This is a genomic window from Leptospira terpstrae serovar Hualin str. LT 11-33 = ATCC 700639, from assembly GCF_000332495.1.
In the GTDB taxonomy this organism is placed as follows: domain Bacteria; phylum Spirochaetota; class Leptospiria; order Leptospirales; family Leptospiraceae; genus Leptospira_A; species Leptospira_A terpstrae.
On sequence record NZ_AOGW02000020.1, the window covers coordinates 1 to 26,487 of the forward strand.

Annotated in this window: 23 protein-coding genes; 13 read left to right on the forward strand and 10 right to left on the reverse strand. The window is 38.3% G+C overall.

All coding sequences use genetic code 11. From position 1 onward, the window contains the following. The 5 genes from LEP1GSC203_RS18010 to LEP1GSC203_RS18030 all read left to right on the forward strand — a co-directional run. A partial coding sequence (locus tag LEP1GSC203_RS18010; RefSeq protein WP_039938435.1) for a glycosyltransferase occupies window positions 1-1,165 on the forward strand: 1,165 nt, incomplete at its 5' end. Continuing rightward, window positions 1,155-2,195 (forward strand): NAD-dependent epimerase/dehydratase family protein, encoded by a 1,041-nt coding sequence (locus tag LEP1GSC203_RS18015; protein ID WP_002975549.1) that lies wholly within the window; start codon window positions 1,155-1,157, stop codon window positions 2,193-2,195. The genes LEP1GSC203_RS18010 and LEP1GSC203_RS18015, both read left to right, overlap by 11 nt. 1 nt (window position 2,196) lies before the next feature. Further along, window positions 2,197-2,919 (forward strand): glycosyltransferase family 2 protein, encoded by a 723-nt coding sequence (locus tag LEP1GSC203_RS18020; RefSeq protein WP_002975550.1) that lies wholly within the window; start codon window positions 2,197-2,199, stop codon window positions 2,917-2,919. Continuing rightward, the gene (locus tag LEP1GSC203_RS18025; protein ID WP_232225941.1) at window positions 2,892-4,460 is read left to right on the forward strand and encodes a hypothetical protein; all 1,569 of its coding nucleotides are present in this window, start codon (window positions 2,892-2,894) and stop codon (window positions 4,458-4,460) included. The genes LEP1GSC203_RS18020 and LEP1GSC203_RS18025 overlap by 28 nt, the downstream gene beginning before the upstream one ends. A 14-nt stretch (window positions 4,461-4,474) precedes the next feature. Beyond that, a complete protein-coding gene (locus tag LEP1GSC203_RS18030; RefSeq protein ID WP_002975553.1) occupies window positions 4,475-5,689 on the forward strand; it encodes an AZOBR_p60025 family cell surface glycopolymer formation protein in 1,215 nt (404 codons plus the stop codon). Here LEP1GSC203_RS18030 and LEP1GSC203_RS18035 read toward each other — a convergent pair. Both LEP1GSC203_RS18035 and LEP1GSC203_RS18040 read right to left on the reverse strand, forming a co-directional pair. After that, window positions 5,686-7,161, reverse strand: a complete 1,476-nt coding sequence (locus LEP1GSC203_RS18035; RefSeq protein WP_002975543.1) for a PDZ domain-containing protein — start codon at window positions 7,159-7,161, stop codon at window positions 5,686-5,688. The genes LEP1GSC203_RS18030 and LEP1GSC203_RS18035 overlap by 4 nt on opposite strands. Window positions 7,162-7,165: 4 nt before the next feature. Then, a complete protein-coding gene (locus tag LEP1GSC203_RS18040) occupies window positions 7,166-8,713 on the reverse strand; it encodes a S1C family serine protease (RefSeq protein WP_002975534.1) in 1,548 nt (515 codons plus the stop codon). Between the two features lie 31 nt (window positions 8,714-8,744). On the opposite strand from LEP1GSC203_RS18040, the gene LEP1GSC203_RS18045 reads away from it, so the two are divergent. Further along, on the forward strand, window positions 8,745-9,782 hold the full coding sequence (locus LEP1GSC203_RS18045) for an ATP-binding protein (protein ID WP_002975535.1): 1,038 nt from the start codon (window positions 8,745-8,747) through the stop codon (window positions 9,780-9,782). 42 nt (window positions 9,783-9,824) lie between these two features. Here LEP1GSC203_RS18045 and LEP1GSC203_RS18050 read toward each other — a convergent pair whose 3' ends face one another. The 5 genes from LEP1GSC203_RS18050 to LEP1GSC203_RS18070 all read right to left on the reverse strand — a co-directional run bounded on the left by LEP1GSC203_RS18050 (window position 9,825) and on the right by LEP1GSC203_RS18070 (window position 15,380). Further along, the gene (locus LEP1GSC203_RS18050; protein ID WP_002975541.1) at window positions 9,825-10,358 is read right to left on the reverse strand and encodes an adenine phosphoribosyltransferase; all 534 of its coding nucleotides are present in this window, start codon (window positions 10,356-10,358) and stop codon (window positions 9,825-9,827) included. A gap of 94 nt (window positions 10,359-10,452) precedes the next feature. Then, a complete protein-coding gene (gene htpX, locus LEP1GSC203_RS18055; RefSeq protein ID WP_002975547.1) occupies window positions 10,453-11,343 on the reverse strand; it encodes a protease HtpX in 891 nt (296 codons plus the stop codon). Between the two features lie 85 nt (window positions 11,344-11,428). Continuing rightward, a complete protein-coding gene (locus LEP1GSC203_RS18060; protein ID WP_002975552.1) occupies window positions 11,429-13,045 on the reverse strand; it encodes a hypothetical protein in 1,617 nt (538 codons plus the stop codon). Further along, a complete protein-coding gene (locus LEP1GSC203_RS18065) occupies window positions 13,042-13,500 on the reverse strand; it encodes a ClpXP protease specificity-enhancing factor SspB (protein ID WP_002975539.1) in 459 nt (152 codons plus the stop codon). The genes LEP1GSC203_RS18060 and LEP1GSC203_RS18065 overlap by 4 nt, the downstream gene beginning before the upstream one ends. Next, on the reverse strand, window positions 13,497-15,380 hold the full coding sequence (locus LEP1GSC203_RS18070; RefSeq protein WP_198008592.1) for a polysaccharide biosynthesis protein: 1,884 nt from the start codon (window positions 15,378-15,380) through the stop codon (window positions 13,497-13,499). Before LEP1GSC203_RS18070 ends, LEP1GSC203_RS18065 begins: the two co-directional genes overlap by 4 nt. A gap of 83 nt (window positions 15,381-15,463) precedes the next feature. Here LEP1GSC203_RS18070 and LEP1GSC203_RS18075 point away from each other — a divergent pair, with 83 nt between their 5' ends. Continuing rightward, the gene (locus LEP1GSC203_RS18075) at window positions 15,464-15,943 is read left to right on the forward strand and encodes a hypothetical protein (protein ID WP_002975554.1); all 480 of its coding nucleotides are present in this window, start codon (window positions 15,464-15,466) and stop codon (window positions 15,941-15,943) included. Here LEP1GSC203_RS18075 and hrpB read toward each other — a convergent pair. Continuing rightward, window positions 15,925-18,390, reverse strand: coding sequence for an ATP-dependent helicase HrpB (gene hrpB, locus LEP1GSC203_RS18080; RefSeq protein WP_002975531.1), 2,466 nt, complete (start codon window positions 18,388-18,390; stop codon window positions 15,925-15,927). The two genes, LEP1GSC203_RS18075 and hrpB, sit on opposite strands and share 19 nt — an antisense overlap. Before the next feature lie 119 nt (window positions 18,391-18,509). Here hrpB and LEP1GSC203_RS18085 point away from each other — a divergent pair, with 119 nt between their 5' ends. Further along, on the forward strand, window positions 18,510-19,355 hold the full coding sequence (locus LEP1GSC203_RS18085; RefSeq protein ID WP_198008593.1) for a methylated-DNA--[protein]-cysteine S-methyltransferase: 846 nt from the start codon (window positions 18,510-18,512) through the stop codon (window positions 19,353-19,355). Between the two features lie 54 nt (window positions 19,356-19,409). Here the strand turns inward: LEP1GSC203_RS18085 and LEP1GSC203_RS18090 are convergent, their stop codons facing one another. Beyond that, on the reverse strand, window positions 19,410-20,162 hold the full coding sequence (locus tag LEP1GSC203_RS18090; RefSeq protein ID WP_002975551.1) for a lysoplasmalogenase family protein: 753 nt from the start codon (window positions 20,160-20,162) through the stop codon (window positions 19,410-19,412). Here LEP1GSC203_RS18090 and LEP1GSC203_RS18095 point away from each other — a divergent pair. From LEP1GSC203_RS18095 to LEP1GSC203_RS18110, 4 genes are all read left to right on the forward strand, one after another. After that, window positions 20,161-20,811 carry a hypothetical protein gene (locus LEP1GSC203_RS18095; RefSeq protein ID WP_002975536.1) on the forward strand — a complete coding sequence of 217 codons (651 nt, stop codon included), beginning with the start codon at window positions 20,161-20,163 and terminating at the stop codon, window positions 20,809-20,811. The two genes, LEP1GSC203_RS18090 and LEP1GSC203_RS18095, sit on opposite strands and share 2 nt — an antisense overlap. A 209-nt stretch (window positions 20,812-21,020) precedes the next feature. Then, the gene (locus LEP1GSC203_RS18100) at window positions 21,021-22,535 is read left to right on the forward strand and encodes a choice-of-anchor D domain-containing protein (protein WP_002975540.1); all 1,515 of its coding nucleotides are present in this window, start codon (window positions 21,021-21,023) and stop codon (window positions 22,533-22,535) included. 21 nt (window positions 22,536-22,556) lie between these two features. Beyond that, complete coding sequence (locus tag LEP1GSC203_RS18105; protein WP_002975542.1) at window positions 22,557-24,593, forward strand: S8 family serine peptidase; 2,037 nt, start codon at window positions 22,557-22,559, stop codon at window positions 24,591-24,593. A 61-nt stretch (window positions 24,594-24,654) separates the two neighbouring features. Further along, window positions 24,655-24,936, forward strand: coding sequence for a hypothetical protein (locus LEP1GSC203_RS18110; RefSeq protein ID WP_002975533.1), 282 nt, complete (start codon window positions 24,655-24,657; stop codon window positions 24,934-24,936). Window positions 24,937-25,172: 236 nt separating this feature from the next. Here the strand turns inward: LEP1GSC203_RS18110 and LEP1GSC203_RS18115 are convergent, their stop codons facing one another. Beyond that, a complete protein-coding gene (locus LEP1GSC203_RS18115) occupies window positions 25,173-25,601 on the reverse strand; it encodes an LIC_13387 family protein (protein WP_002975537.1) in 429 nt (142 codons plus the stop codon). A 306-nt stretch (window positions 25,602-25,907) separates the two neighbouring features. On the opposite strand from LEP1GSC203_RS18115, the gene LEP1GSC203_RS18120 reads away from it, so the two are divergent. Beyond that, window positions 25,908-26,487: helix-turn-helix domain-containing protein (locus LEP1GSC203_RS18120; RefSeq protein WP_002975546.1), on the forward strand; the 580-nt coding region annotated here is incomplete at its 3' end.

Below are 26,487 nucleotides of genomic sequence, written 5' to 3' on the forward strand. Positions count from 1 at the left end.
ACGCACACACTCTATTCTCGGAGATGAATTTTATTACCGAACCGATCACGATATATTTTTAAAAGTTTTAAAGAAACATCCCAAAATGTCTGCATCTATTGGGGTTGTAAAAACTTCCTTACTATCAAGGATTCGAAAAAACTATTCTGTTGTATTAGAGAATGATAAAATACTAAATCTGGTTGAAAAACCAGAAAATCCTCCCAATGAACTTTTGGGATTAGGAAGTTACTTTTTTACTCCAGAGTATTTTGAGTTTTTTAAAAAAACTCCTGCCTCGGCAAAATCAGGTGTCATTGAGATAACAGATGTAATTGACAAAATGGCAAAAGAGTCTGCTGGCGGAGTGTATGCAACTATGCTTAGTTGCGAATACTTTAATATTAACTCCATGCAGGATTACTATCATGCAGTTTATGAAGTTAGAAATGATTTATTTCATAAATTTAAAACAAGTTTAGTTATCCCAACTAACAATAACGAAAGATCTATTACAGATGTGATCGTAGACTTCAAAGACAAATTTAATGAAATTATTGTCATCGATAATGAATCAACTGATGAAACATTAGCCCTTAGTAAAAAAGAAAAGGTTAAAACCTATACTTTCCCTGGTGATGGGGATCCAACAAGGCTTGGGGAACAAGTAAGAAGGGGAATCGAATACACAACAGGTGATATAATCGTTGTGGTTTCACCCGATGGATCATTTCGATCAAAAGATTTCCCAAAATTATTAGAATACATGAAAGATTCTGATATGGTGATTGGTACTCGCACTACGAGACAGATGATCGAACAAGGATCAAATCTTAAGCCACTGTATCGTCTCGTAAATTTACTGATGGGTAAATTAGTGGAAGTGTTTTGGTGGGGACAAGAACCACGATTTACCGATGTGGATTGTCAGTTTTTTTCTGTTTGGCGAGAGTCGTATGAAAGAGTAAAACCACAATTGGTTGTAGAAGACCGTAAGTACATTGTAGAACTTATGATCGATATTGTTAGATCTCATATGCGTTGTATCGAAATCCCCGTGTCCTATTTTAAACCAGTGGGACAAGTGGAATACAGATTACGCGATATGATTTCAGATTCAATCCATATAATGAAATTAATATTATCTAAAAAGTTTTACCTAGGAGAAGATCGCGATGGCGAATAAAGTATTGGTAACAGGCGGATGCGGATTTTTAGGATCCCATGTTTGTGAATTATTTCGTAAAGAAGGTTGGGATGTTGTTAGTTTTGATAACATGACCAAATATGAATTAAAACGAACTGGATATGGAAGTGATGCCACTCGTGATTATAACTGGAATTATTTGAAATCGCTTGGTGTCACTATGGTGAAAGGTGACATTCGAAACTTAGAACATTTAATCGATCGTTCTTCCGATTGTGATTATATCATTCATACTGCAGCACAACCTGCCATGACTATCTCTTGGGAAGATCCTGAGTTAGATTTTTCAACGAACGTAATTGGAACTTTTAATGTAATGGAAGCAGCAAGAAAACATAAAATTCCTGTTGTAAACACTTCTTCCATCCACGTATACGGAAACTCGATTAACGATACTTTGACGGAAGGTAAAACTTCTTACGAAAGACAGCCAGTAGAAATCTCTGTAGAACATCCCACTATGGTAGGACAAATTTCCCCACTACATGCCTCCAAAATGAGTGCCGAACACTATGTACGATCTTATACAGATATGTATGGTGTAAAAGCTGCTAGTTTTCGATTTACTGGGATTTACGGAGAACGTCAGTTTGGTGGTGAGGATCATGGTTGGGTAGCCAACTTTGCCATTCGTTCTGTGTTTGGTCTTCCGCTTCGAATTTTTGGAACAGGAAAACAAACAAGGGACATTTTACACGCAGAAGACGGTGCCAAATCCTATTTAGAATTTTTTAAAAACCCAATCCCAGGTGTTTACAATATTGGGGGAGCAAGCCCTCATAAAATTTCTCTATTAGAATGTATTCATCTTATAGGTGAAATTCTTGGAAAAAAACAAGAAATCCTTTTTGAAGTGGAAAGACCGGGTGACATGCGTTATTTTATCTGCGACATCAAAGAAGCAAAAAAATTCGGATTCAATCCAAAAATCCTACCAAAAGAGGGTGTAACTCGACTCATCAAATGGATTGAAGCGAACCAAGACGTATTCAATATTGCTGGGAAGTAGAATGTCAAACAAAACACTGGTCATCATCCCTGCCTACAATGAGGCCGCTACCATTGAAGAAGTGGTTCGTGGTGCAATTGCCTTTGCAGATGTTTCTGTAACGGATGATGCCAGTAAAGATGCCACACCGACTATATTGGCCAAACTCCAGAAAGAATTTGGAAAACGACTCCATGTCATTCGACATGAAAAAAACACTCACATTCCAAAAGGTATCCAAGATGGAATGAAGTATGCTGTGGAAAAAGGATATGACTGGGTCATCACAATGGATGCTGGTTTGTCACATGACGCAGGTTATTTGAAGGAGTTTCAATCTTTCCCAAATTGTGATTTGGTGATAGGTTCCAGAACCTCAACAGTGAACGTTCCGATCTATCGTAAATTTATTTCCTGGCTTGCCGCCAAGGTAATGAACTATTGTTTATCAAAAGGGATTTTAAATCTTTTTGGCGCAAATTTAAGAGACTGCACCAGTGGGTATAGACGGTATTCTAAACCTATGTTTCAAAAAATTGCAACATACCCCTTGGAATCAGTTGCTTTTGACTTTCATATGGAAGCACTTTCCATTGTAGCAAACAACGATGGTTCTATTAAAGAATTACCAATCCGTTATATTTTTTCCAATAGTAGTTTCAATCGTAAGGTGTTGAAACTTGCCATTCAATTTGCTAAAAAACTTTTGTTACGAAAATGGAAACTGATCCCACAATACCCATAGATAAGATTCGTTTCGGTCTGAAATGGAAGGTTTTTATTGTCACCTGTAGTTTGCTAGGTGGAATTTTTATTTTGGATCGCCTTCTTTTTTTTGAGTTTTATTTTTTGTTTCCCAATGAAACGGAATGGGATTCTTCTCCTTGGTATAACTTCCTACATAAAACAAAAGAATTACAGTCAACGAAAGACAAACATAGAACTATCATTACCGGGAGTTCTGTTGCATTGTATTCGGTCCTGCCAGACGAACTCAACCAAAGAGATAATAACAAAACTAAGTATTCGTTTTTTTCTCATGTTGCTATGGCTCCCACGGATCTTTATTATTATAAAGAAAATCTTTTGGATTCGCATCCGGATTTAGTGGTTTATATACATAACTTTGCAGATTTACAATGGGAATACCAAGAACCTATTGATGGAAAATTTCAATTTAATGAAGCCAAGTGGGTAAAAGAATTTGGGGATCGTTATCCTGCAAAAACGATTTATCCAACCACATATTTAAAAGACCATTGGACGGAACTACCTAGAAAAACCATTTCCAAATTGGCTACAAAGTCTTTATTTTATGTTAGTCGGTTTCGAGTTTTCTTTTGGGATCCTATCGAAGTTTATATAGACAATCATTTTCGAAGCGGAAGAAAATACCATCTGTACCAAGGGAAAAAACCTAAAGAAGGGATTTGGTCCAAAGGATGGACAAAGGAAACCGCGACTCTTCTTTGTTCTGAAAAAAAATCGAAAGAATCTATCTTTTTACAAAAACCAAAAACAAAGTTAAAATTTCGTTTTTATTCCGATTATAATTCTTCATTGAACCAAAAACCAATGGAAGAAGTAGAAAGAACTTTTGAACGTGCTGGTTGGAATGATTTGGAATGGTCCTCGTTGGTAAAAAACCAAAGAGAATGGACTGTGGTCCAAATCCAAGTTTTGTCTGAGTTATCCTCCGCAAAAGAAGTGAATCTAATTCGTTATGGTAGAGATGAGTCTGTTGGTATTCGTTTGTCTCATTTTTTTTGTAAATCCTCAAAGTTAGAGAACAGATCTTATTCTCGCGGAAGTTATTGGGATGACACTCGTTTGGTGACAATGACTGTCCCTGATTTTCAAGCTGACTATTTTGAGCGAATGATACGTGATGCAGGAACAAGGAATGAACTCTGGAGGTTACATTTTGTTCGAGAAGCCAAAAAAAATGCAAATTCTCTTACCTTTGAACCTTGGTTAGAATTCAACAGAATCCTTACAATTTCAGATTATTTTTACCAACAAAAAGTTCCTTTTGTATTAGTAATGAGTCCAGAAAATCCAATAGAATTTGCATTCTATAAAGATTCAAAATGGAGAAAAGATTGGATCTCGAGCTTAAAATCGCACTTGGAAACCAGGGGCCAAACGTTTATCGATCATACAGAAGCTGTAACTGATGTTAGATATTTTTTTGACCCACACCATCTTACCTACGAAGGTGCTCATTTTTATAATACTATTTTTTCTAAAACCTTAGAGCCTAAAATTTTACTACCTAATCCTTGATTTGGAGTTATCAAATGATCTTAAAACGTTTATCCCCAATTTTTATATTTTTTCATTCTAAACAGTGGTTCACAGTTTTGTTTTTTGTTTTGATCTGGGGAATTTCCACTATAGGGTATTGGAAAAAGTATGAATGGAACCCTAGTTCAATGGTGAATTTTGGTTATGAGTTTGCTCTTCAAAACCAGACGGAAACACCTGAAAATGCTGTTCTATTTAAAGGAGAAAAGGGGGATTTGGGCGCAGGTTATGATGGTCAAATCTTTTTTTATTTTTCAAGACCCCTCTCCGAATTCCGTTTGAACTGGCCGAAAGGTTTTGATGAATCTTACCGAGCACCAAGAATCGGCTATCCTCTGTTAATTGCACTATTTGGTTTTTTTGGGAAAACGGCTGCTATTTTTGGAATGTATTTCTGGAATATTTCACTTACACTCCTTTCCTATTTTTATTTGCGCAAACTTTTGGATGAGGATACAAAACCGTATGCCATTTTATATCTTTTAAGTCCTTTTGCTTTGGGAAGTTATTATGTACTCGTAAGTGATTCGGTGATGGTATCCATTTTGATCATTGCCTATTATTACTATGTAAAGGAAAACTACTTCCCTTTTATTATCTTATCAAGTTTGGCTATCTTAACAAAAGAACCCGCACTTTTTTTATTATTTCCCTTGGGCCTTGCCGCACTGTTTCGCAAAAATTGGAAACGAACTATTGTTGTAGGATCGGTTCTTATCATTCCTGTTTGTTGGCATTTGTATTTAGCTTACCGGTTTCCTAATTGGAGGCCTGGTCGACTAACAGACTTTATTTTGCCATTCGAAGGCCTTATTTCTTATATGGAATCTATTTGGAGACTTTTGGCAGGTGGTACAAATTGGAAAGATTTTGCGAGGTTATTGTCAAGGTTTCCTCTTGTAATTTTGTTTTTCCTTGGACTATTTTTGCCTTTTACTGGCAAAGTCACTAAGGGTTGGGAGTTTCGAATTTCCTTTTTACTGATTATTTTTATGGTGGGGACTGCCGGGTACTACCATTTTTGGTCTGTATACGAAAACGTTTCGCGAATGTTTACTCTTTCGATACCAGTTCTTTTGTTACTTAATAAAGAAGACAAAACCATACGAAAACAAGAGTATATACTTTTAACTTTGTTTATACTCATTTTGTTTCTTCTGAAAGTTTTACTCATTTCCAGACAATTAGGTTACCAAGTCGGATTCTAAAAATTAGAATCCTTTTGGATTTGGAAACTCTGTTTCGCTTCTAAATTTAATGTCTGAATTTCTTCTTTTTTGAAAATCATTTCAAAACCATCAGACATCACAAAATGGATGTAAGTTGATGTTGATTCCTTTACCAGCGTTTGTAATTGCTCTAAGGATTGAACTTGGGTTCCATTCACTGATTTTAGAATCATTTGGTGGGCAGTATGATAGGCTTTATTCCCTGAAAGTGGTAAAACTTGTGATAAAAATACCACCCTCCCTTCATTCTGATTTCGTTTGATACGGTAAAAGTCATTTAGATAAAGCAGTTCTTTACTGACTCGATTCCTCCACTGGTTCCCATGTTCCGTTAAAAACTGCTCAGATAATTCCTGGAAAATAATCCCAGCTAACATTAAATATTTGGGAGTTTGGAATCTAGAATTGCCATAAGGAATTCGAATGGCAGAATCTGGTAGTGGTTTCAAGTCTAACTCAAGAGATACAGGTTTTTTGTTTCGAAATACTTTCAGTTTAATTTTTTTGCCAAAGGAAGAATCGATATCATTTGTATTATGAAACAAATACGAAACATTGAGTTTCCCAAATTTTGGATGATCAAAATAACCCTTGGGATCTATTTTGAAATTGGAAACTTCAAGTAAAACGTCCTCTAACTGTAATACTCCATCAGCAGAAGAGCCAGGATAAATTTCCGCGACAAGTACTCCTAAATCATCTTTTCTGAGCCCATAATAATTTCTAGTAGCACTGTCTATCAGTGGTTTGAAGCGGAAACCTTTAAATGAAAATGATTTTCCCTCAATAAAGTGTTTGATGGAAAAAGCAGGAATCACTCTTCCTGAATTGTTTTCTTTAAATTGATAAAGGATTCCTTGTGGAATTCTTGCAGTAGCATCCACTATCAATTCTCCCACTCCATCTAGTTTTTCTTCTGATTGGATTTCGATAAAGGGGAGTTCCACATAACCACTGGAATAGGCATCCATATCCAAACGAATCATTCTTATCTTTTTCTCTTCTAAATTCCTTTGGTCTTTACTCTCCATCACAAGACCGGTTCCTGGTAAAAAAACTTCGTTTGGAAATATAACTGCCTTTAGGTCTTTGGAAGCATTAGGATCATTGAATTTTAATATCGCAAGCCCTAAGTCAGGATCCAATCGTTCCAATTCCGCAGTGTATACTTTCAGAGCTTCCGGTTTTTTGATTTCAATGCTTGTGTAAAAATACACTGCCTGTGCTGGGATTAGAATTCTATTTTCACCAATGTAAATCCCTGTGGATTGGCGAATTTCTGGATTTTTAAACCGCCAAGGTTGGATAAAGTGAGGGTACTGAACGGTTACCTTAACTTGGAGAATGGAAGGATCTGTCATTCCCACAGGAATGGATTTCCCTATTAAGGATCCCGTTAGAAACAAAAGAAAAACGAAGGTGAATCCTAATTTTTGATTCAAAAATAACATGGTATTAATTTCCTGTTAGGTGGTAATTTTTTTTAATTTCTATGTCAGCACGTTCCGACTCTTCTCGGTCCAAAATCATTGGCAATTGGATCCCATAAAATTGGATTCTTATCGTTTTTTCTTTAGAAGATTGTAAAATATCTTTTAAGTGGTTTAAATTTTTTACCTTTGTTCCATTTACAGAATCTACTACCATATTCAAATAAAAATCAGAATTGGAATTGATGGGGTGGGGTAACTTACGATATAAAACCACATCTTCGGTTTCCCCATCCGAAAGTGTAGTTGCATCATAGAACCGATAAACAAGTAAACTCCCTCCTTGGGTTTGTCCATTTTTACTCCAGGCTTCGAGTAGATCTCGGTTAACGGTTTGAAATACTAATCCACCAAACACAAGATAGTCGTAATTGATTCCATACCTTGCTCTTTGGTTTTCCATTTGTGGCATTTTTTTAGCCGGAAATTTTACATTTATTTTTTTCTTATCACGGATAAGATCAAACCGGATTTCGTCTCCGGCAAATTTGTTGTCCACAACTTCCAAAAAATCTATAGAATTAGATTCTAGTAGGTTCCCATTTTTTCCTATCTTACGTCCGTCAATCGCTGTTAAATAATCTCCGGGTTTTAAATGACCATCGGCGGAACCTTTTTTTAAAACTTTTGTGACAAACACACCTTCTTCTGTATTTGGAATTCCATAATATTGTCTATGAGATTCCGAGTAAGAAGGTTGTGTTTGGATTCCTAACTCGACGTAACCATGATAGATTCCATCTTCAATATCCTTTAGAAAATGTTGGATCACCGCTGTGGGAATGATGTACCCAATGTTTTCTCCTTTTGTGGATGCTTGAAACGCCACACCAACAACCTTCCCATTTTGTAGGGCTGGGCCTCCAGAGTTCCCAGGATTGATGGCAGCATCAACTTGGACTACTAAATGACTATCAATTTGTGAATGTGCATAGGTTGACTGTTCAATTCGCGATACAATTCCTCGACTAACAGAAATTTTACTTCCGCCAATTGGATATCCAACAATATCGACTGGGCTTGCAAGCTCTGGCAAATTTCCTAACTCTAAATAGTTACTATCCGTATAAAACTCTGGGTCTGAAACCTCGAGAAGGGCTAAATCACAATCATGAGCGATATGCAATACTTTAAGTTCATACCATTCCGTTTGGTTGTTCCTTTGGGCTTCCATGAATTTGGCGTTGGATACAACATGGGCATTGGTGAGAATGCGATTTTTAGAAATCAAAAATCCTGAACCAGTGGAAGCAGAAATTCCAGAAGATATCCAAGGCGAGAAAGGGTCCTTGGCTTGCGAAAATACGCGGATTTGGACTACAGATTTCTTGATTTCGTCAATGGATTGTCTGTATTCTTCGGGGTAAAGAGGGCTAAGGAATAAACTTGTAAAAAATAAAATAGTACTCGCAAAGAGAGATGGGGAGAGGAGAATTTTTTTTTGTTTTTGCATGAGTTTGTTTGAATCCATCATATTCGGAGTTACCGCCTTTTTTTCATTGATTGCCGGCATTGTTTCATTTAGAAAGAATCCGCGGACAAGAATGAAAACAAGTTTTTCAATCTTAGCGGCTTTTTTCTGTATCGGTGATTTGACAATCCTTTGTGATAGTTTGTTCTTAGAAAATCGAATCCTACACCAGCCCCATACCATTTCTACATATCTTGTATTTGAGTCTTTTATCCTACTTTACTTTGGACTACAATTTCCAACTTTCTTTCGAAATTTCTCAAGGCTCGTAGTCATTTGTTCTTTTGTTTTGGGAATGGGGATCATGTTGTTATTTGTGGATTTGGGATTACTGAACGAAGTGTACCCAAATGCAAGTTTAATCCTTTTGAAATACTATTATAACACTTATTATGTGTTAGCATTTATGGCATTTGCTTATCTGATTATTGCTAAACTCAGATATAACTTTCCTGCCATTCAAAAATTTATGGAATATATATATTTTGCAACCTTCTTCACTTGTGTATTCTTTATTACTCTTTGTTTTTTCCCAAATTTAATTCCCATAACCACAAAATATTTTTTACATTTTTTCCTTTTTATGAACCTTTTATTCCTCTCTTGTTTTTTTGTATTTTTATTTCATTATTCGTTCACAGAAAATTATTTAACTCATCCATTTTCGTTTATATTTGAAAGGTCCACTAAGATTTTTGAAGACCAAATTTTAGCGACCAGGTCCCATTCTCGACTTATCAAAGAAAAACTTTGGAGTTTGTATGATTCAAGAAACTGGCGTAAAATTATGGATAGTTTTTGGTTCCAAATTCTCGTGGATGAAACCTTAGACAATGCATTAGAACACGGTGGCAAAAGGGAAGACGATATCATTACCGTACATGTGTTTGAATCACGTAAGTACATTGATGTGTATGTGATTGATAGTGGGAAAGGTTTTAACCCCAGACTCGTTCCAAGTCCAATTGAATCGGATCGAAAATTAGTTACAGGTGGGCGTGGAATTCATATTCTAAAAAAACTATTTGTCGTTCGGTGGAATTTTCTCGGTAACGAAGTGAGTATCCGCGTGGATAAAACAAAGAGTAATGATTGGAAATCTGTAACCTAACCAAAACTCTTTGTTTTTTTGTGTAAAAACTATACTTCTATTTTAATGTCCTTCAAATTCGCAAATAGAGAATACATCAATTCCATAAGTATCTTTGATTCGTTTTGCTCCACCTAAATCTGGTAAGTTGATAATTGTGGAACATTCATGAACCACTCCTTTTAGGCTTTGCACAAGTTTGATTGAGGCTTCCAGAGTTCCCCCTGTGGCAATCAAATCGTCCATAATCAAAACTCTTTCACCGGGACTTATGGCATCTGTATGGATTTCCACATGGTCTACACCATATTCCAATGCATAAGATTCGGATATGGTTTGCCCTGGTAGTTTTCCTTTTTTACGGATAGGAACAAATCCCACACCCAACTGGAAAGCAAGTGCTGCACCGGGAATGAATCCTCTAGCATCTATGGCAGCAATTTTATTCAATTTAGCATTTTGGTATCGTTCTACAAACATTCCAATGGTCAGTTGGAAACCTTCTGGATCTATAAGAAGGGAAGTAATATCGCGAAAGAGAATCCCTGGTTTTGGATAATCGGGAATGGTACGAATCTTAGATTTAACAATGGACATATTAGGATGAAACCAAAGAAGACTAGGCCTTTGCAATAAAAAAAGGCCGGCAAATTCGCCGACCTTTACTTCACAAACTATAAAGTAAGAAATTCTATCTCATTTGTTTGAGTGCAAGAATCCGTTCTTCTAACGCTGGGTGAGTGGCAAATAGGGAAAGGAATCCCCCTTTGTTGGAAGATATTTTAAGGGAAGCCAATGCTTCTCCTCTCGGATCTTCTGGCATCTCCACCATTTGGCGTAGTGATTCCAAAGCAGAAATCATAGATTCTCTTCCTGCAAGTTTGGCTCCGCCAGCATCTGCACGAAACTCACGTTTACGTGAAAAGTAAGCAACTGCCATAGAACCAAGAATCGAGAAAACAATGTCTAGTGCAATGGTAACAACTATTCTTACAATATGTGCCATTTCTTCTTTCACCGCATTCGATGCAATGTAGGCAATGATACGAGAGAAAAACATCGCAAAGGAGTTCACAACACCTTGGATGAGAGTGAGAGTAACCATGTCTCCGTTCGCAACGTGTGACAATTCGTGTGCGAGGACTCCTTCCAATTCTTGTGCATTCATACGGTTCAATAGTCCCGTAGAAACTGCAACAAGAGCGCTGGATTTACTTGGGCCCGTTGCAAATGCATTCACTTCGGGAGATTCGTAAATTCCCACTTCCGGCATAGGAAGGTGAGCTCTTTGTGCAAGTGATTGCACACGGCGATAAACATCCATCTCTGGAGCAGAAGCTTGTTTAGGATCGATGACTTTGACACCCATCGTCCACTTCGCCATCATCTTGGAAAGTAATAGGGAAATAAAAGATCCCGCCATACCCCACATTAAACAGAATACAATGAGCTGAGTTAGATCTAGACCATAGGCCCGGATACTAAATCCCATCGAACCAAGTAAGGTGGTTACGATAGAGATGGTAGTCATAATCAAAATATTGGTTAACAGGAAAAAACCGATTCGTTTGATCCAAGTCATAGGAAATTGTTCTCCTTAAGGTTCCAAGGGAACCTGTTCTTTAGACTAGAACTGTAATAGTTTGAGCAAGAGATTACAAGCAAAATTAATGTCCTAATTTCTCCGCTTTTCCTTTAGAACCGAGGAACTTAACTAATAAAAATAAGGTCGCAAGGGATAAGTAGGCAATAGGGAAGTCAAGGCTTGCAAGTTCTGTAAATCGATTGAGAATGGCATTCCCTTGCAATTCATACGCGTGGATCCAACCAAACAAGGAAAGAACAGAGGCAATGGAGGCCCAAATCGCAGCCTTATTCCATTCTTTTTCTAAAATAAAAACAACCATCGCTGACCACACCATCGAAGTGATGAGAAACCCTTGTGACAAAGCGAGGACTCCACTCAGTGCATAAGGAAGGAAACTTAAATGCGGTGGAATATCCGATAAAGAAAAATGGACGATTTGTTTTACACCTAACTCTTGCAAGGTGGTTTGCAGTTTTCCATCTAAATAAATAAATACATTCTGGATGATAAGCACAGCCCAACCAGCAAAGGCAGGCAATAGGCCCACGACCACTGCTGGAGAATGGTGTTTAGGAATTGCTTGGAAGGCTTGGCTTGTAATCACAATTCCAATCCAAAGTACAATCGCCATTCCTGCTTCCACTGGGATTAATGCTTGGATGAGACCCATAAGTCCAAATAAACTTACTAAAGTCATAAAAATTCCTGATAACACCGAATAACTGTGTTTAGCTCCGAGTGCTTTCCATCCTGGATGTCCAATGTAAATGGTAGTAGGAAAAGGAGAACCAAAAGCCGTTCCCGCCAGTGTTCCTAGACCATTGACAAGTAAGGAAGTTTTTGTATCAAAACTATCACCTGAAGCTTCCGCAGATTCAATGTTTTGAAGTGAACCTATGACATTAAAAATTCCCATCGGAAGGATGATGGAAAAATAGGCTTTGATATTGGCGTAAGTTAAAGTTTCGATAAGGGGACTGATGGAAAGTTGGGGAAAGTAAAATCCAAGAGTTTCTAATCCTTTTTCAACGGCCCCTGGTTGGTAAATAGGGTCTCCCCAAAAAGAAGATAAATAAGACAATAAAATTCCAAGGACAACAGAAAGTAATCCACCAGGAATTCCAAAGGGAAATCGAACTTTCCCAAAGTATTGTAATAGAATGATACCTAGCGGAATAAAGGCGATGATCGGTCGCTCAAACGTACGGAGTAAAAAATCCATAGAAATAAAGGTGATCGCAATTCCTGCTAATGCAGAAAGTAATGCTGCTCTTGGAGTGTATTTACGGATTTGCGCGGCTACAAAAGAACCAATCACTTCTATACATCCGGAAACAAAAGATACAAGGAGTCCTGCTTTCCATGCTGCTACATAATTTCCTGTTGCTTGGTAAGTGGGAAACATCACAAAAAATACAAAGGCAAAAAGCGAAACCGTATTAATACCATAAGGAATGGCTGTAACATCGGTTCGGTTAGTTTTTTGTCCTAGTTTCCAAGCCTGCCAGGCATAAAACATATTTCCAACAAGTAAAGAAACCGCAGCACCAGGCAAAACAACAGCAGTGATAAAGGCAAGTGGGAACCCGCAAACTCCAATACAGAGTGCAGAAAGAACTAGAAGTTGGATGAGGTTGTCTACCATAAGACCAAAAAAACCGTCGAGATCACCTCGGGTGATGGTAAAAAAATTCATTCGTTTCGTTTCCCTCCAAAATCAACTCGAATCACATTTCCATCCCCCGTCACTTCCGGTTTTGTCACCTTTGGTTTGGGGTTTACTTCTTCCGCATTGGGAGCCACTTCGACTTGTAGAAATCTTAGTTGAGTAGCTGAGTTTTGGAATTTATCATAGATTCGGAATACGGCATCCCAAGGAATCATTGTTGGTTCCCAAGCTGATCCAAATTGAAGTTCAGCAAATAAATAATCTGGTTTGCTATCTAAAACTTTTACGGCTTTGTCACCAAACACAAGTACGATGCCAGATTCTTTTTCAGCATTGAGTAACCCGCGTTTTCCAATTTCTAGTTTTGGGTGCGGCATTACGTGAATATAAAAAACTCCAAATCGTTCCCAGTAGAGATTGAACAAATCTCTTTTAAACTCACGTAATGTTGTGATTTCTTCCTGCGTGAGTTTTTCGCTCATAAGTTCCTTTTACCATGTGATGTTTCCCACTCGATATACTCGTCGTGGACTTTATATTCGGGGATAATTTCTTTGAAAGCACCGAATATTTCTCTATTCTTGTTTGCCTTTGCTAGAGAAAACAACCTGTTCAATTTATTTTGAAAGAGTAATAGGTTGTAGTTTTCCAAAGGTGCTGCAATTCGAATTTTTGGATGGTGTGTTTTTTTGATTCCTTCTTGGTTTAAAAGAAGTTCTTCATATAATTTTTCTCCTGGACGAAGGCCAGAAAATTCAATGGCAATGTCTTTGTGTGGAGTGTATCCAGATAAACGAATCATTTCTTCGGCAAGAGAAAGGATTTTCACCGGTTCTCCCATATCCAAAATAAAAATTTCGCCATGTTCACCCATACTCCCAGCTTGTAACACTAGTTGTGTGGCTTCAGGTATAGTCATAAAGTACCGAATGACATCAGGATGAGTGACAGTGACTGGACCACCGCGTTTGATTTGTTCTCGAAAACGTGGAATCACACTGCCGTTGGAACCTAATACATTTCCAAATCTTACGGTAATAAATTTTGTTCTGGAATTTTGTGAGATATGTTGCAAATAAATTTCTGCAGCACGTTTAGAAGCACCCATCACGTTGACTGGATTCACTGCTTTGTCTGTAGAGATCAAAACAAATCGTTCAACGCCGATTAGGCGACAAACGTCAGCTACATTTTTTGTTCCCATCACGTTATTAAGAACAGCTTCCGATGGATTGATTTCCATCATTGGAACATGTTTGTAAGCAGCAGAGTGGAAAACCACAGAAGGGCGATGTTCTTCGAATATCGCAGAAATACGGGATAGATTTTTTACATCAGCAATGACGGGTCGAATGTCAATTTGTAAGTCAGAAAAACTTTTTCTCAGCTCATAATCAATTTCATATAAGGGAGTTTCTGCAGCATCCAAAATGACAAGAACGCTTGGTTTAAACAAAGCGACTTGCCTACAAATTTCCGAACCAATGGATCCGCCAGCCCCAGTCACTAGAATTACTTTTTTTTCTAAGTAGGAACGTATGGATTCAATTTCTAAATCTACAGTAGGCCTTCCCAAAAGGTCCTCTACTTGCACTTCACGCAGTTGTGTGATGTTCGGTTTTCCCGATAGATACTCACCGAAAGTTGGTAGGATTTTGAAATCCACTCCAGCACTTTCGCATTCTTTCATTAGTTTACTGACTACCCGACCATCTGGTTGTGGGACAGTCATAATTACTTTTTTTACACCGTAACGAACTAAAATTTTACCAATTTCATCTGTGGCACCAAGTATAGGAACTCCTTGGATGTACCCACCTTTTTTGGATAGGTTGTCGTCCAAAAATCCTATGGGTTGGTAGTCTAAATCAACATTGCGTCTAATTTCTGTTAGGAAAGAACTTCCCAGTTTTCCTGCGCCGACAAGAAGGATAGGAGTTCCCCGTTTTGATTTGTCAGAATTGAAAATTTGTTCTCGAAGCATCCTCCAACTCAAACTTCTTAAACATAAAAATCCAAGGAGGATCAGTGTGTCGAGAATCGGTACCATTCGAGAGAGTTGGTAGAATCGGTTGTAGAAGAGAAGGGCAAGAGTCGAAACTAAAGAAGAAAGCACAGTGGCTTTGATGATTGCAAGTAGATCGTGTAACGAAGCGTAAGACCAAAGGGATCTATAAATCCCAGAAAAAAGAAAAACTACACTTCTTGAGACAACGACGATAGTGGCACAGACCCAAAAGTCAGGGTAACTATCTAAAAATCGTATATTTTCAAAACGCACTAGGTGTGCGAGAAAATACGACAAAAACATAAAGAGTATGTCTACTGGAAAAACCCAGTATCGTCTCGGGATCGGTTTCATATCTGATAAATAAGGGTATTTGGAACAAAATTCCTTGTAAATACAGAATCTGTTCCGAAGAATAGAAAAGAGGAAAAACCTGTTTGAAATCACTTCTTTTCCGCCTAGCGGGAACATTTTCCGCGGAAATTGGCTCCGAACTCTATCTAAAACTGAAGGAGGAAACTCTTTCCCCCTCTCTTTTTTGCTTGGATTTTTCCCAAGTCGAAGAGGTGACAGAAGTAGGTTGGGAGTTTATTAGAAAGATTGTAGAACGTTGTCGAGAAACAGGATCAAAAGTGGCTGGGTTTGGACTCGGAATTACTGTTCCCGACGAAAATTTCCAACTTCTCACCTTGTTCCCGACGGAATCGGAATGCATTCATTATTTAGAATCACAAATCATAAGTGAAACTCCCGCAAATGAACTCACTCCCAAATCAGAAGAAAAAACTGTACATTGTCCTGAATGCCAAACCCTACTTCGTTGGAAACTTGCGGGAGATTACCTCTGTCCTAATTGTAAAATCAAATTTTTTGTAAATAAAAAAGGATGGGTCTCCACTTACGAACGTTTGGTGTGATTCAAATGTTTTGTCGGGATAGCCTCCCAAGGTTTGTCAGGCCAGGGATGTCTTGGATATCTACCTTTTAATTCTTTTTTCACTTCATGGTAGCCATGGTTCCAAAAACTTTCTAAGTCTTTTGTGATTTGTACGGGCCTTCGTGCAGGAGATAATAAGTGGATTAGAATACTCACCTTCCCGTTTGCCAATTTCGGCAACATTTTTAGACCAAATAACTCCTGTAATTTGACATGTAACTCGGGTTCTGTGCCCTCATAATTCAGCTGGATCCGTGATCCAGAAGGGACTTGAAGGGATACGGGAGCCTGAGAATCAATAAGATTGATTTTGTCATATCCTACATAGGCTTTGAATGCTTCAAAAAAGGGGAGTTTGTCTAAGGATAATTTTCCAGAATCCAAATTAATAAAAGGAAATAACCACTCTTTCGCATTTTGTTTTAAATGTGGGAGATCTGTATTTGTATTCAAAACCCCATGCCGTTCTAGAAACCTCACTCGGTTGTAGAAATTTTTTAAATCAGAATCCTTTTTCCATTCATCTTCCCAAGGAGATTTGGCGAAGTATTCTTCCAGCGCCAAACTAAGTACAGTCGGGTTGGGTGATTTTGTTTCTTTAGACTCTAAAACTAAATCCCCTAAACTCACTTCTTCTTTGACAACAAGAAAGGATTCTCCTCTTTGGTTGGTCCGTTTTTCGGAAACAGTCTTTTTGGTAATGATATGGCGGAAAAATTTTTCTATTTGGATTTCATCTATGGGAAGGAAATGGGTAATATAAAGATCTTGGCCAAAGGAAAATGTATCGAGGACTAAAATATATTCAGAAATTTGGATGGAGGTTGTATTTAATATTCCTATTTTTCCATTTGAAAGTTTGAAATTTTTTTCATTGATTACTTTTGCTTTGGCAATTCGATCCGGAAATCCAGAAGCGAGATAAAATAGGCGCTCCTTCTCCGGTATCACCATCGAAAAATCAGTTTTTTCCCTGTAAATACGCAAAATTTGGTCATAAACGGCACGTAAGTCATAAGAAAATTTTGAAGGAAAAATTTCTTCAGTGAAGATTTTTGCTTCTGTTCCTGAATTTTCTTTCCCCACTAACGAAACAATGTCGGCAATGATATTTTCTTTTTCTTTTGGTAAGATGGCCAAAATTTTTCCCAGTCGAATGGGAAGGGGATATCTTAAACTTTCTTTCCCAAGATTGGTTAGATTCGTTTTGTCATCCAAACATCCGAGTAATTGCAAACGTTGGATACTTTGCATCACTGAACCTTTATTTGGTGGATCCAAAAAAGGTAATTGTTGGATTTCTTCTCCCCAAGACTTAACTTCCAAAACCAATCGGTCAATATCTCCTTCGAGAATTTCTGGTTTTGTTCGGTCCAAAAATGATTTTTCTTCTTCCTTAGACCAAAGCCTGTACACAAGTCCTTTCCCTTCTCGGGCAGAACGTCCTGCGCGCTGTTTGGCGCTACTCAGACTGATTCGTGTTTTTATTAAATGAGAAACTCCAGAATCAGAATCGAAGATTGCTTGTTTTTGGAAGCCGGAATCAAAAACAACTCGGACTCCTGGTATGGTTACAGAAGATTCAGCAATGTTTGTGGAAAGAATGATCTTCTTTTTACCATTGGGAGAAGGTAAAAAAATTCGTTCTTGGTCGACCAAATCCATATCCCCAAATAATCCCATGACTACTGCATTGGATTTTACCAGTGGGATAGATTCTAAACTATTTCTTAAGTCATGGATTTCTTTTTTCCCAGATAAAAAAACAAGGATATCACCCGCTGTCTGTTCTACGGCTTTTGGAACTAGGTCGAGTAACCTTTGGTTTGTATTTTTATTGGAATCCCCCATGTGGAAAATTTCCATAGGATGTGTTTGGGCACTGACCTGAATTGGTTCTGAATGAATTCCAATGGAATTAAAATTTTGACCTTCTAGGGTTGCGGACATGATGAGTATTTTTAGATCCGCTCGAAACACTTCTTGGGATCTTCTCGCCAAAGCAAAACATAAATCCGAATCCATTCTTCTTTCGTGAAATTCGTCAAAAACAATCAAACCATAGTCTTTAAGCTCTGGGTCTGCGAGTAAAATCTTTGTTAAAATTCCATCGGTGACAAACTCAAGTTTTGTCTTTTTACCCACTTTTGTATCGAATCTGACTCGGTATCCTACTGTTTCTCCCACCTCTTCGTTCAGAGTTTGACTGATACGTTTGGCTGCGTTTTTGGCAGCGATTCGTCTCGGTTCTAAAATACAGATTTTTTTTCCAAAAGATACTCCCTTCTTTAAAAGTTCTGTGGGTAGGGCCGTGGTTTTTCCCGTTCCTGGAGGTGCATCCAAAATGGTAACTGGATTAGTTTGAATCGAATCAACTATGGATTGTAAGGCGGTAAGTACGGGGAATGGATCCAAAGGAAATGACACTTTTGTTCTTATAGAATAGAGTGGGGTTTTATGAAAAAAAATCAAACAATTTGTGTTTTATTTTAAGAAATCGCAAGAATCGGGTTTTCAGCAAAGATAAAATCCGCTAAGCTTTCCTTGTGGATGCAAATCACAAACACTACGAAATCATCAAAAACTCTATCGAATATGTATTGGAACACTTTGAAGACCAACCCCATTTGGATCAGTTGGCCGAAAGAGTTTCTCTCAGTCCCTTTCATTTTCAAAGGGTATTTCGAACCTGGGCCGGTGTTTCCCCCAAAGAATTTTTACAATTTGTCACAGTTTCGCACGCCAAACGATTGTTAAAAGAATCCACACTTTTAGATACAACTTACTCTTTAGGACTTTCGGGAACAGGACGATTACATGATCTTTTTGTTAAATTAGAAGCAATGACCCCAGGAGAATACAAACGGGGAGGGGAAGGACTCATTCTACAATATGAAGTATTTCCTTCTCCGTTTGGTAACATTTTAATTGTATCTTCTGAAAGGGGAATCCAATCACTGCAGTTTATAGATTCATATGAGAAAGGGATCCTGGAAATGAAAAAAGAATTTCCTTATGCAGATTGGAAGGAAGGGGAATCATCAGAACACCAAAAATTAAGAGACTACTTCCAAAGATTTATGATCCCCAAAACTCCCATCCCTTTATATGTTTATGGAACGGAATTCCAATTAAAAGTTTGGAAATCTTTATTAAAAATTCCACTAGGTAATCTTTGTACTTATGGGGACGTGGCCGAATCCATTGGGCAAACATCGGCTCAAAGAGCCGTGGGGACAGCCATCGGGAAAAATCCAATTGCGTATCTTATTCCTTGCCATCGTGTCATCCAAACATCAGGTCTGTTTGGTGGTTATCGGTGGGATCCAAACCGAAAACGAATGATCATTGCCTGGGAACAGTCTAAACTTGTCTCACCAAACAATGAATAGTCAAAATAACCTGAATTAATTTCTAAAAAACTGAATCACACCTAATTCTTTGGATTAAACCAAATGTCTTGTATGAGAGACTAAAAAGAAACCTATGAGTAAAAAACTTTGTGCGATTAGGTAAGTGACCCAAGGAACTTGGAATTCCCATTTGGGGTGTCTTGTTCCATTGATCGTAGTTTCTCCCATCACAGCATCAGAAAGTAGAAAAAATCCAGCTCCAATGGCTAAATAGATCCAAACTCCACCAAAGGCGAGGTAGGCGTTCAAACACAAAGAAACAAAAAAACAGAGGACAAGACCATATACAAAAGCAGAAGCCATCACCCATTTGGACCGTTTTGGATTGTAAACTCTGAAATAAAAGATAACTGCTGGCAGAATTAACAAAGCGCCTGTGATTGCATAAGGCAAAACTTCGGTATAGATTTCATTCCAACTAGTTAACTTCCAGAAAGAAAACAAAAAGAAAACTTGTGCTATGGCAAAACTAAAAATTCCACCAAGGACCGGGTCTTCCATTTGTTTTTTCGCAATAGGGAATTGCAGATTAAACCAATCACCTAAAAAAGAAAATCCAATGGCATACAAAGGAAAAGAGAATCTTGCATGGCCCAATTGGAATAATAACCAGGCAAATAGTAGAATTTGAAAGGAAAATCCCAAGTAAATCCCACGAGAATGTTCTAATCGTTTGAGCGGATTTGGTTCTTCTTGTAATGTAAACCAATGGATAAAAAAAGCCGAAACAATGGCTACAGGAATGGTTGTGAGAATTAAGTAGTATACCATAAGTGATTTTAACATGGTTCTAAAGGAAATGCAATCAGGAAGTTTGTGGAAGGGTTCCATTGGCTATTTGCTTCTATTGATTCCTTTTTATTCGCACTGTATGGTTTTTAATCCCTCGCAAAGGAATGAATCCAATGTAACTCCTACTTCTTCCTTAGATAAAGAAAGTTATTTGGTTTTACGTTTAGTTCGTGGAAAAGACAAAACCATGGGAATCGTTGAGGAAATTCCTGTGGCGCTTACGTTTGAAACTCCACAAGAAGGATCAAAACAAACATATCGTATCTATCCACTTCCATTGGCGAAGTCAAAAGAACCTTTCTTTTTGCCATTAACTCCTAAAACAAAATTCCAAGAGGAAATCCTATTGGTTGGATGTTTGTATTTTTTCCCTATTCCCAACTTCTTTAGAGGAAATCTAAAATTAGAAATCCAACATTCAAAATGGATACAGAATCGGGACTTTGTCTTTCAGAAAACGGTTCCTTATGATTGGCAAGGCAACCTCACCAAATACTGGGAATACGACCTCGACCTTAGCGAAATTCTGGACAAAACCATCCCCTCTCTCTCGTCTTACAGGCATTTGGAGTGCGAAGATGACATTCGTCATCGTAAGGAAATCCCTAAAAATGGAGTAGTGACACCGCCCGAAGAAGACTAACCATCGAACCAAACTTAGTGGATGAGAACCTCGGATCTGTTTGTCGGTCCCAAAAAATAAAAATTTTTCAATCAAACCAGAATGAACCTTCCAAAAACGCCTTAAAAACGTTCCCAGCGTTTTTTTTTCCATGCCGGCGAAAAGGTACGATTGCGATTTCCCAAGGGAAAACCTAACGTGGTCGAAAATTGAAATCTTTTCGAGTCCCTATGAATTTAAAACAGAACATTCTAATTCCATTAATTATCATTACAACTGCCATTTCCTGCCCTGGTGGAGGTGGTGGTGGCGGCGGAGCAGCATTTGCTCTTTTAGGACTTGGTGGAGGTGGTGGAACCGACGTAGCAGCTCCAAAGTTAGAAATAACTTACTCTGGTGTTGTGCGAGAAAGTGGGGCAACCATTAATTTAGGTTCAGAACCAATCAATACAACGAATGGGAAGTTAGCATCTCTCACTATTCAAAATAAAGGTACGGCTACTCTTACTCTTCCTGGATCTCCGATTGTTACGTTAGGTGGAACAGATAGTGCTCACTTTCAACTGACCCAGCCAAACCAAAGTACTCTCGCCCCCAATGCATCTGTGACTTTTGCCTTACGATTCAAACCAACTTCAACAGGAATAAAAACAGCAACTGTAAGTTTATCAACTTCAGATCCTGCTCTTTCAGCCTTCCAATTGACTTTTACAGGAACTGGCGGCCCCGCTGCAGCACAATTAGCTGTTTCCCAAGGTGCGACAGAAATTGTAAGTAACGGTAGTATCAACATGGGAAGTGTAGAAGAACAATCCTCTGGATCGGCACTTCAGTTTACGGTTCGGAACTCAGGGAGTCTTTCTTCAACTTTAGGAACCCCTGTCGTAGAAAGTTCAAACGCGCAGTTTACTGTTTCTGCTGTGACAGCTGCAAATGGCTCCTCACTTGCGCAAGATGGCACTTTCAATTTTAATGTCACTTTTTCCCCTGCAAATACAACCCCAACTGGAAAATCGGCGACGATAACAATCAATGGAACTCCATCAAATTTTATCTTTACTGTGAATGGAACAGCAACAGTGAAACCAGTGCCAACCATTGCAATTTCACATAACTCCAGTTCATTTACAACTGGTGGAACTATTCCTACTTTTGGAGCGTTTTGGCCTGGGACCTCTTCTGGTTCAAAAACTGTAACCATCACAAATAACGGAACAGCAACACTCACAGGCCTTGCTGTGAATGAATTAAGTGGAGACACCGACCAATTTACGACAAGTGCAGCTGGATCAACTACTCTTACACCGGGACAAAGTACAACGTTTACTGTTACTTTTGCCCCAAGTACTACGGGTGCTAAAACTGCAATAGTACGAGTTACAAGTACTAATGGAAGCAATGGATCTGCTTCTTCAACCGACATCACTGTAGAAGGAACTGGAAAGGCTAGTGCAGCAGTTTCAGTTTCTTGGAATACGGTGAAAGAAAAAGCTCCGAATGATACTGACGGCGGTTATAAGGTTTGTTATAGCAAAACTAGTGGCTTTGACCCTGCAGGAGTAAATGGAACTACCATTTTCTGCGATACGGTTGCAAATACAGGTGGAACAACAACTCCCACTACAAAAGTCATTTCAGTCAATACACACGGAACATGGTACATCAAAGTCTACGCTTTCGGGAAATACAATACAACAGGTGGAACACCTTCGACTCAAACTTCGGTTAGTGTGCCGTCAACGTAATTCAAAGGAACTTCAAAAGATATGAAAACAATTCTAAGCCATAATTCTAAACTCAAAATCCTAAGTCTCTTTGTACTGGTCGGATCCACTGTGCTAGTTTCAGATCCAATTCAGCGAAATTTTTTATCAGAACCATTTCAATTTCAAAGTACGCTATCGAACACTGTTACAAAATCAGGACGATCCAATAAACCAGACTTTGCTCCTGATGAAATTGTAATCAAATTTAAACCACATATTTCAAACGATGAACTCTTTTCACGTTCAAGATCTTTAGGTTTTAATGTGGAAAATGTGAGTAAAAGAGCACATTTCACAACGGTAAAGATTGCTAGTACAGAAACAATTGAAGAAGCTGTCGTTCGTGCAAAACGCGATCCAGCAGTTGAATATGCAGAGCCAAAGTATTACTATTATGCACAGGCGGCGGCACCAAATGATACAGATTTTGGTAAACTTTGGGGCTTAAATAATACAAATCAAACCATTACCTCCCCATCCTACACAACGAATAATCCTCCTGGTGCTGCTGCAGTTGGGAAAGATATGAATGTGTTAGGTGCTTGGGACGTAACCACTAGCTGTAGTTCTATCATTGTGGCAGTTTTAGACACAGGCATCAATTACAACCATGAAGATCTTGCTGACAATATGTGGGATGGATCTGCAAGTTGTTTAGATAAAAATGGTGCTACCATTGGTGGCGGATGCCCAAACCATGGATGGGATTTTGCCTCCGGTGACAATGATCCGAAAGACGAAGAAGGACATGGTAGTCACGTAGCCGGAACCATTGGAGCCGTTGGAAATAATAACAAAGGTATTTCCGGAGTTTGTCAAACAGCAAAACTTATGTCCGTTCGGGTTTTAGGAGTAGGCGGAGGTAGTAATGCTTCTGTCGCTGATGGGATTTACTTTGCCGTTCGTAACGGTGCCAAAGTTATTAATATGAGTCTCGGTGGGACTCAATACAGCCAGTTGATTTATGATGCGGTAGAATATGCAAAAACAAATGATGTGGTAGTAGTAGTTGCAGCAGGAAATGAGAATACTGATTTGAAAACTGGAAACTCTTATCCTTGTAAAAACAATAATACCAACCAAATCTGTATAGCAGCCTTGGATCAAAATTATCAACGTGCTACTTTTTCCAATTACGACACAACTACAACTGCAGCTAATCGAACAGTCGACTTTGGTGCACCTGGTACAAACATCCATAGTATTTTTGGAAGTGAAACAACCTTCGATGAAGGTACTTCAAATTACACTGGTTGGACAACTGAAGGTTCTGGAGGATCAGTGACTTGGGCTTATCAAAGTTGTACAGTTGGTTCTGCGACTTTAAAAGGTTTGGCCCTACCGAATGATTGTTCTGTGATTGCTTGGAACTTCACTCCACCTTATCCTACGCCAACTTCTGTTGCAGTGGGTTTGGACCGGAAAGTATATAAAACATTTACCATTCCCGCTAACTCAACTAAAGTTTCCGTGTTTCATACGATCATCTCTGATGGCGAAGGTTATACAAACTGTTTTGATTACACAGAAGCTTATTCAAAAAATGCTACTGGAAGTCCATTCTCTAGTGGCACTCTTATGACTATGGCAGACTACAACCGAAATGCCTACACAAACAAATTTTGTCGATTGAATGATGTATCTTTCATTGGTTCTGAGGAAGTCATCCTTAATACGTGTATGAATAGTGCCAATACAAACTGTACAGTTGGGTATCGATTTGTGTCTGATTTTTCAACACAAAACGGCGGAGCGATTGTCGGCGATTTTCATTTGAGTGCTTGGATTGCATCCAATAACAGCTATGGGCTTTATAATGGAACTTCAATGGCTACTCCAAACACTGCAGGTGTAGTAGCCCTCATCCGTGCTTACAACCCATTGTTAAACAATATAGAAGTGATTCAGAAATTAATTGATGGAGGAACTGCCACTGCGTCAATTTCTGCCAATACCAAATATGGTAAGTCTATCAATGCAAATGCTTCTGCAAAACATTTAAATCAGGTGACTGGTGTTACGGCTACACTTCAATAAGATCATCTTGATAGGTCTTCTCATCCCTTATGCTTTTTGTGCACAAGGGGTGAAGGATAGTATGTCCGAACGTAAAAAACCAATCCAAAGCAATATCCCACCTAAACCAATTGGGAATAGTGAGTATATTGTTGGAACGGAAAAGGAATTTAATAATGATGTTTGGACTGAACTACTCCGTAGTTTTGGTCCGTATCAACTGGAATTGATTGTAAAAAACAACCCAGCTTATAAAATTACCTTCAAAGAAGATCCTGGGTTAGAAAAGTTAAAATTGGAACTCAAACAAAATCCAGAAATACGTTACGTGGAACCAAACTCTCGCTTAGAGAAAAAAAACTAAAACATCTCATATGATCTCTTTTTCTAATTGGAAGTAAGATCATTGCTATTTTCCTTTTGTAATCTAATTCTTTCTCCAACGTATCAAAACCAATCCTTCCAGTGAAGCTTGTGAACGAGCTGATTTAGATTTTTTAGCTTGTTCTCTTTACAGTAGCTTTTTGTTTTGAACAATTCTGTACAATCAGTCATCAATAGCACTGAAACAAAGTGATCCAACCAAACGTTATCTAAACTTTACTTACTTTCTTTCGGTAAATTAACAGCTGCCAAACCTGCAAAAACAGAAGCAAGTAGGGTTGTTCCAGCCGCAAAGGGAAAGAAATAAAGAAACTCAATGGTACTAGTAACCAACAGGGCAATGGTTGTCGCCCAAATTAGCTTTCTTGCTAATTTTTGGTTTTCACTTAAAGAAGCAGAAAGGATCAGAAAGTAAATGGCTAAGATACTTAAGGCAATCGAAGTGATCAGTCCATAACCATAAAAGTATTCACCCATACTTCGATTCGTCCCCATAAAAGGGAATTTGTGCTCTATCATTTGGTGAATTACATTTTGTTTTATAGGATCTTCTGTTTGGTCCCAAGTTGCATTCCCGAAGGAATGACCAATCAAATGAAAGATCAGTAAGCCGGCCGAAATTCGTAAAAATAGTTTAGCATTCATATATTATAATTTTCCTTTTAAAACTGTTGTATTCCAATTTTATTGCCTTCGCAATCCAGAATCATTCCGATATGTCCCGCTTCCTCTCCAACATGAATGTTGTTAAGTCCGGTGTTTTCCCATCCGAAGTAGTCAAAAGCAAACCTAAACCCATGTGAGTGACCTAAAGTGTTACCGATGTGCCGTTCTGTAGTACAACAGGGTCTGTACTAGTTTCATCCCTTACAAATTGATCTCACAACATCCTTTACAAACAAGAATTTAATTCTTCGATTCAGAACACGATGTACACACCAGGAGTGTGTCATGGCTTGGAAGGAGACAAACGTGTTTGAAGAAAGAATGAAATTTGTTGTCGCTTGGAAACGTGGTGGGTGGTCTCTCACTGACCTTTGTCATGAATTCAATATCAGTAGAGTGACGGGGTATAAATATTTAAAGCAATACAAACTATATGGGATCGATGGGTTAAAAGACAAAAGCCGAAGACCGAAATACCATCCACACCAAACTCGAAAGAAAATCATTGAACTAATTTTACAAGAGAGAAAAGACCATCCCAGGTGGGGAGCAAGAAAACTCCTAGCATCACTCTCAGCTCGGTTTCATATGATTAGAAAATGGCCACATCCAAGTACTGTAGGTCGTATTCTCAAACAAAACAACCTTATCAAACCTCCCAAAAGAAGGATCCGTAAACAATCCATCGAACAACCATTCTCGCATGCACTCGGACCCAATGATATTTGGTGCGCTGATTTTAAAGGTCATTTCACTGTTGGGGATGGAAAAAGATGCACTCCTTTGACTGTCACAGATGCCTATAGCCGGTTTTTACTCTGTTGTGAGATTGTTCCTAAGGCAGATACTACCAATGTAATCAATG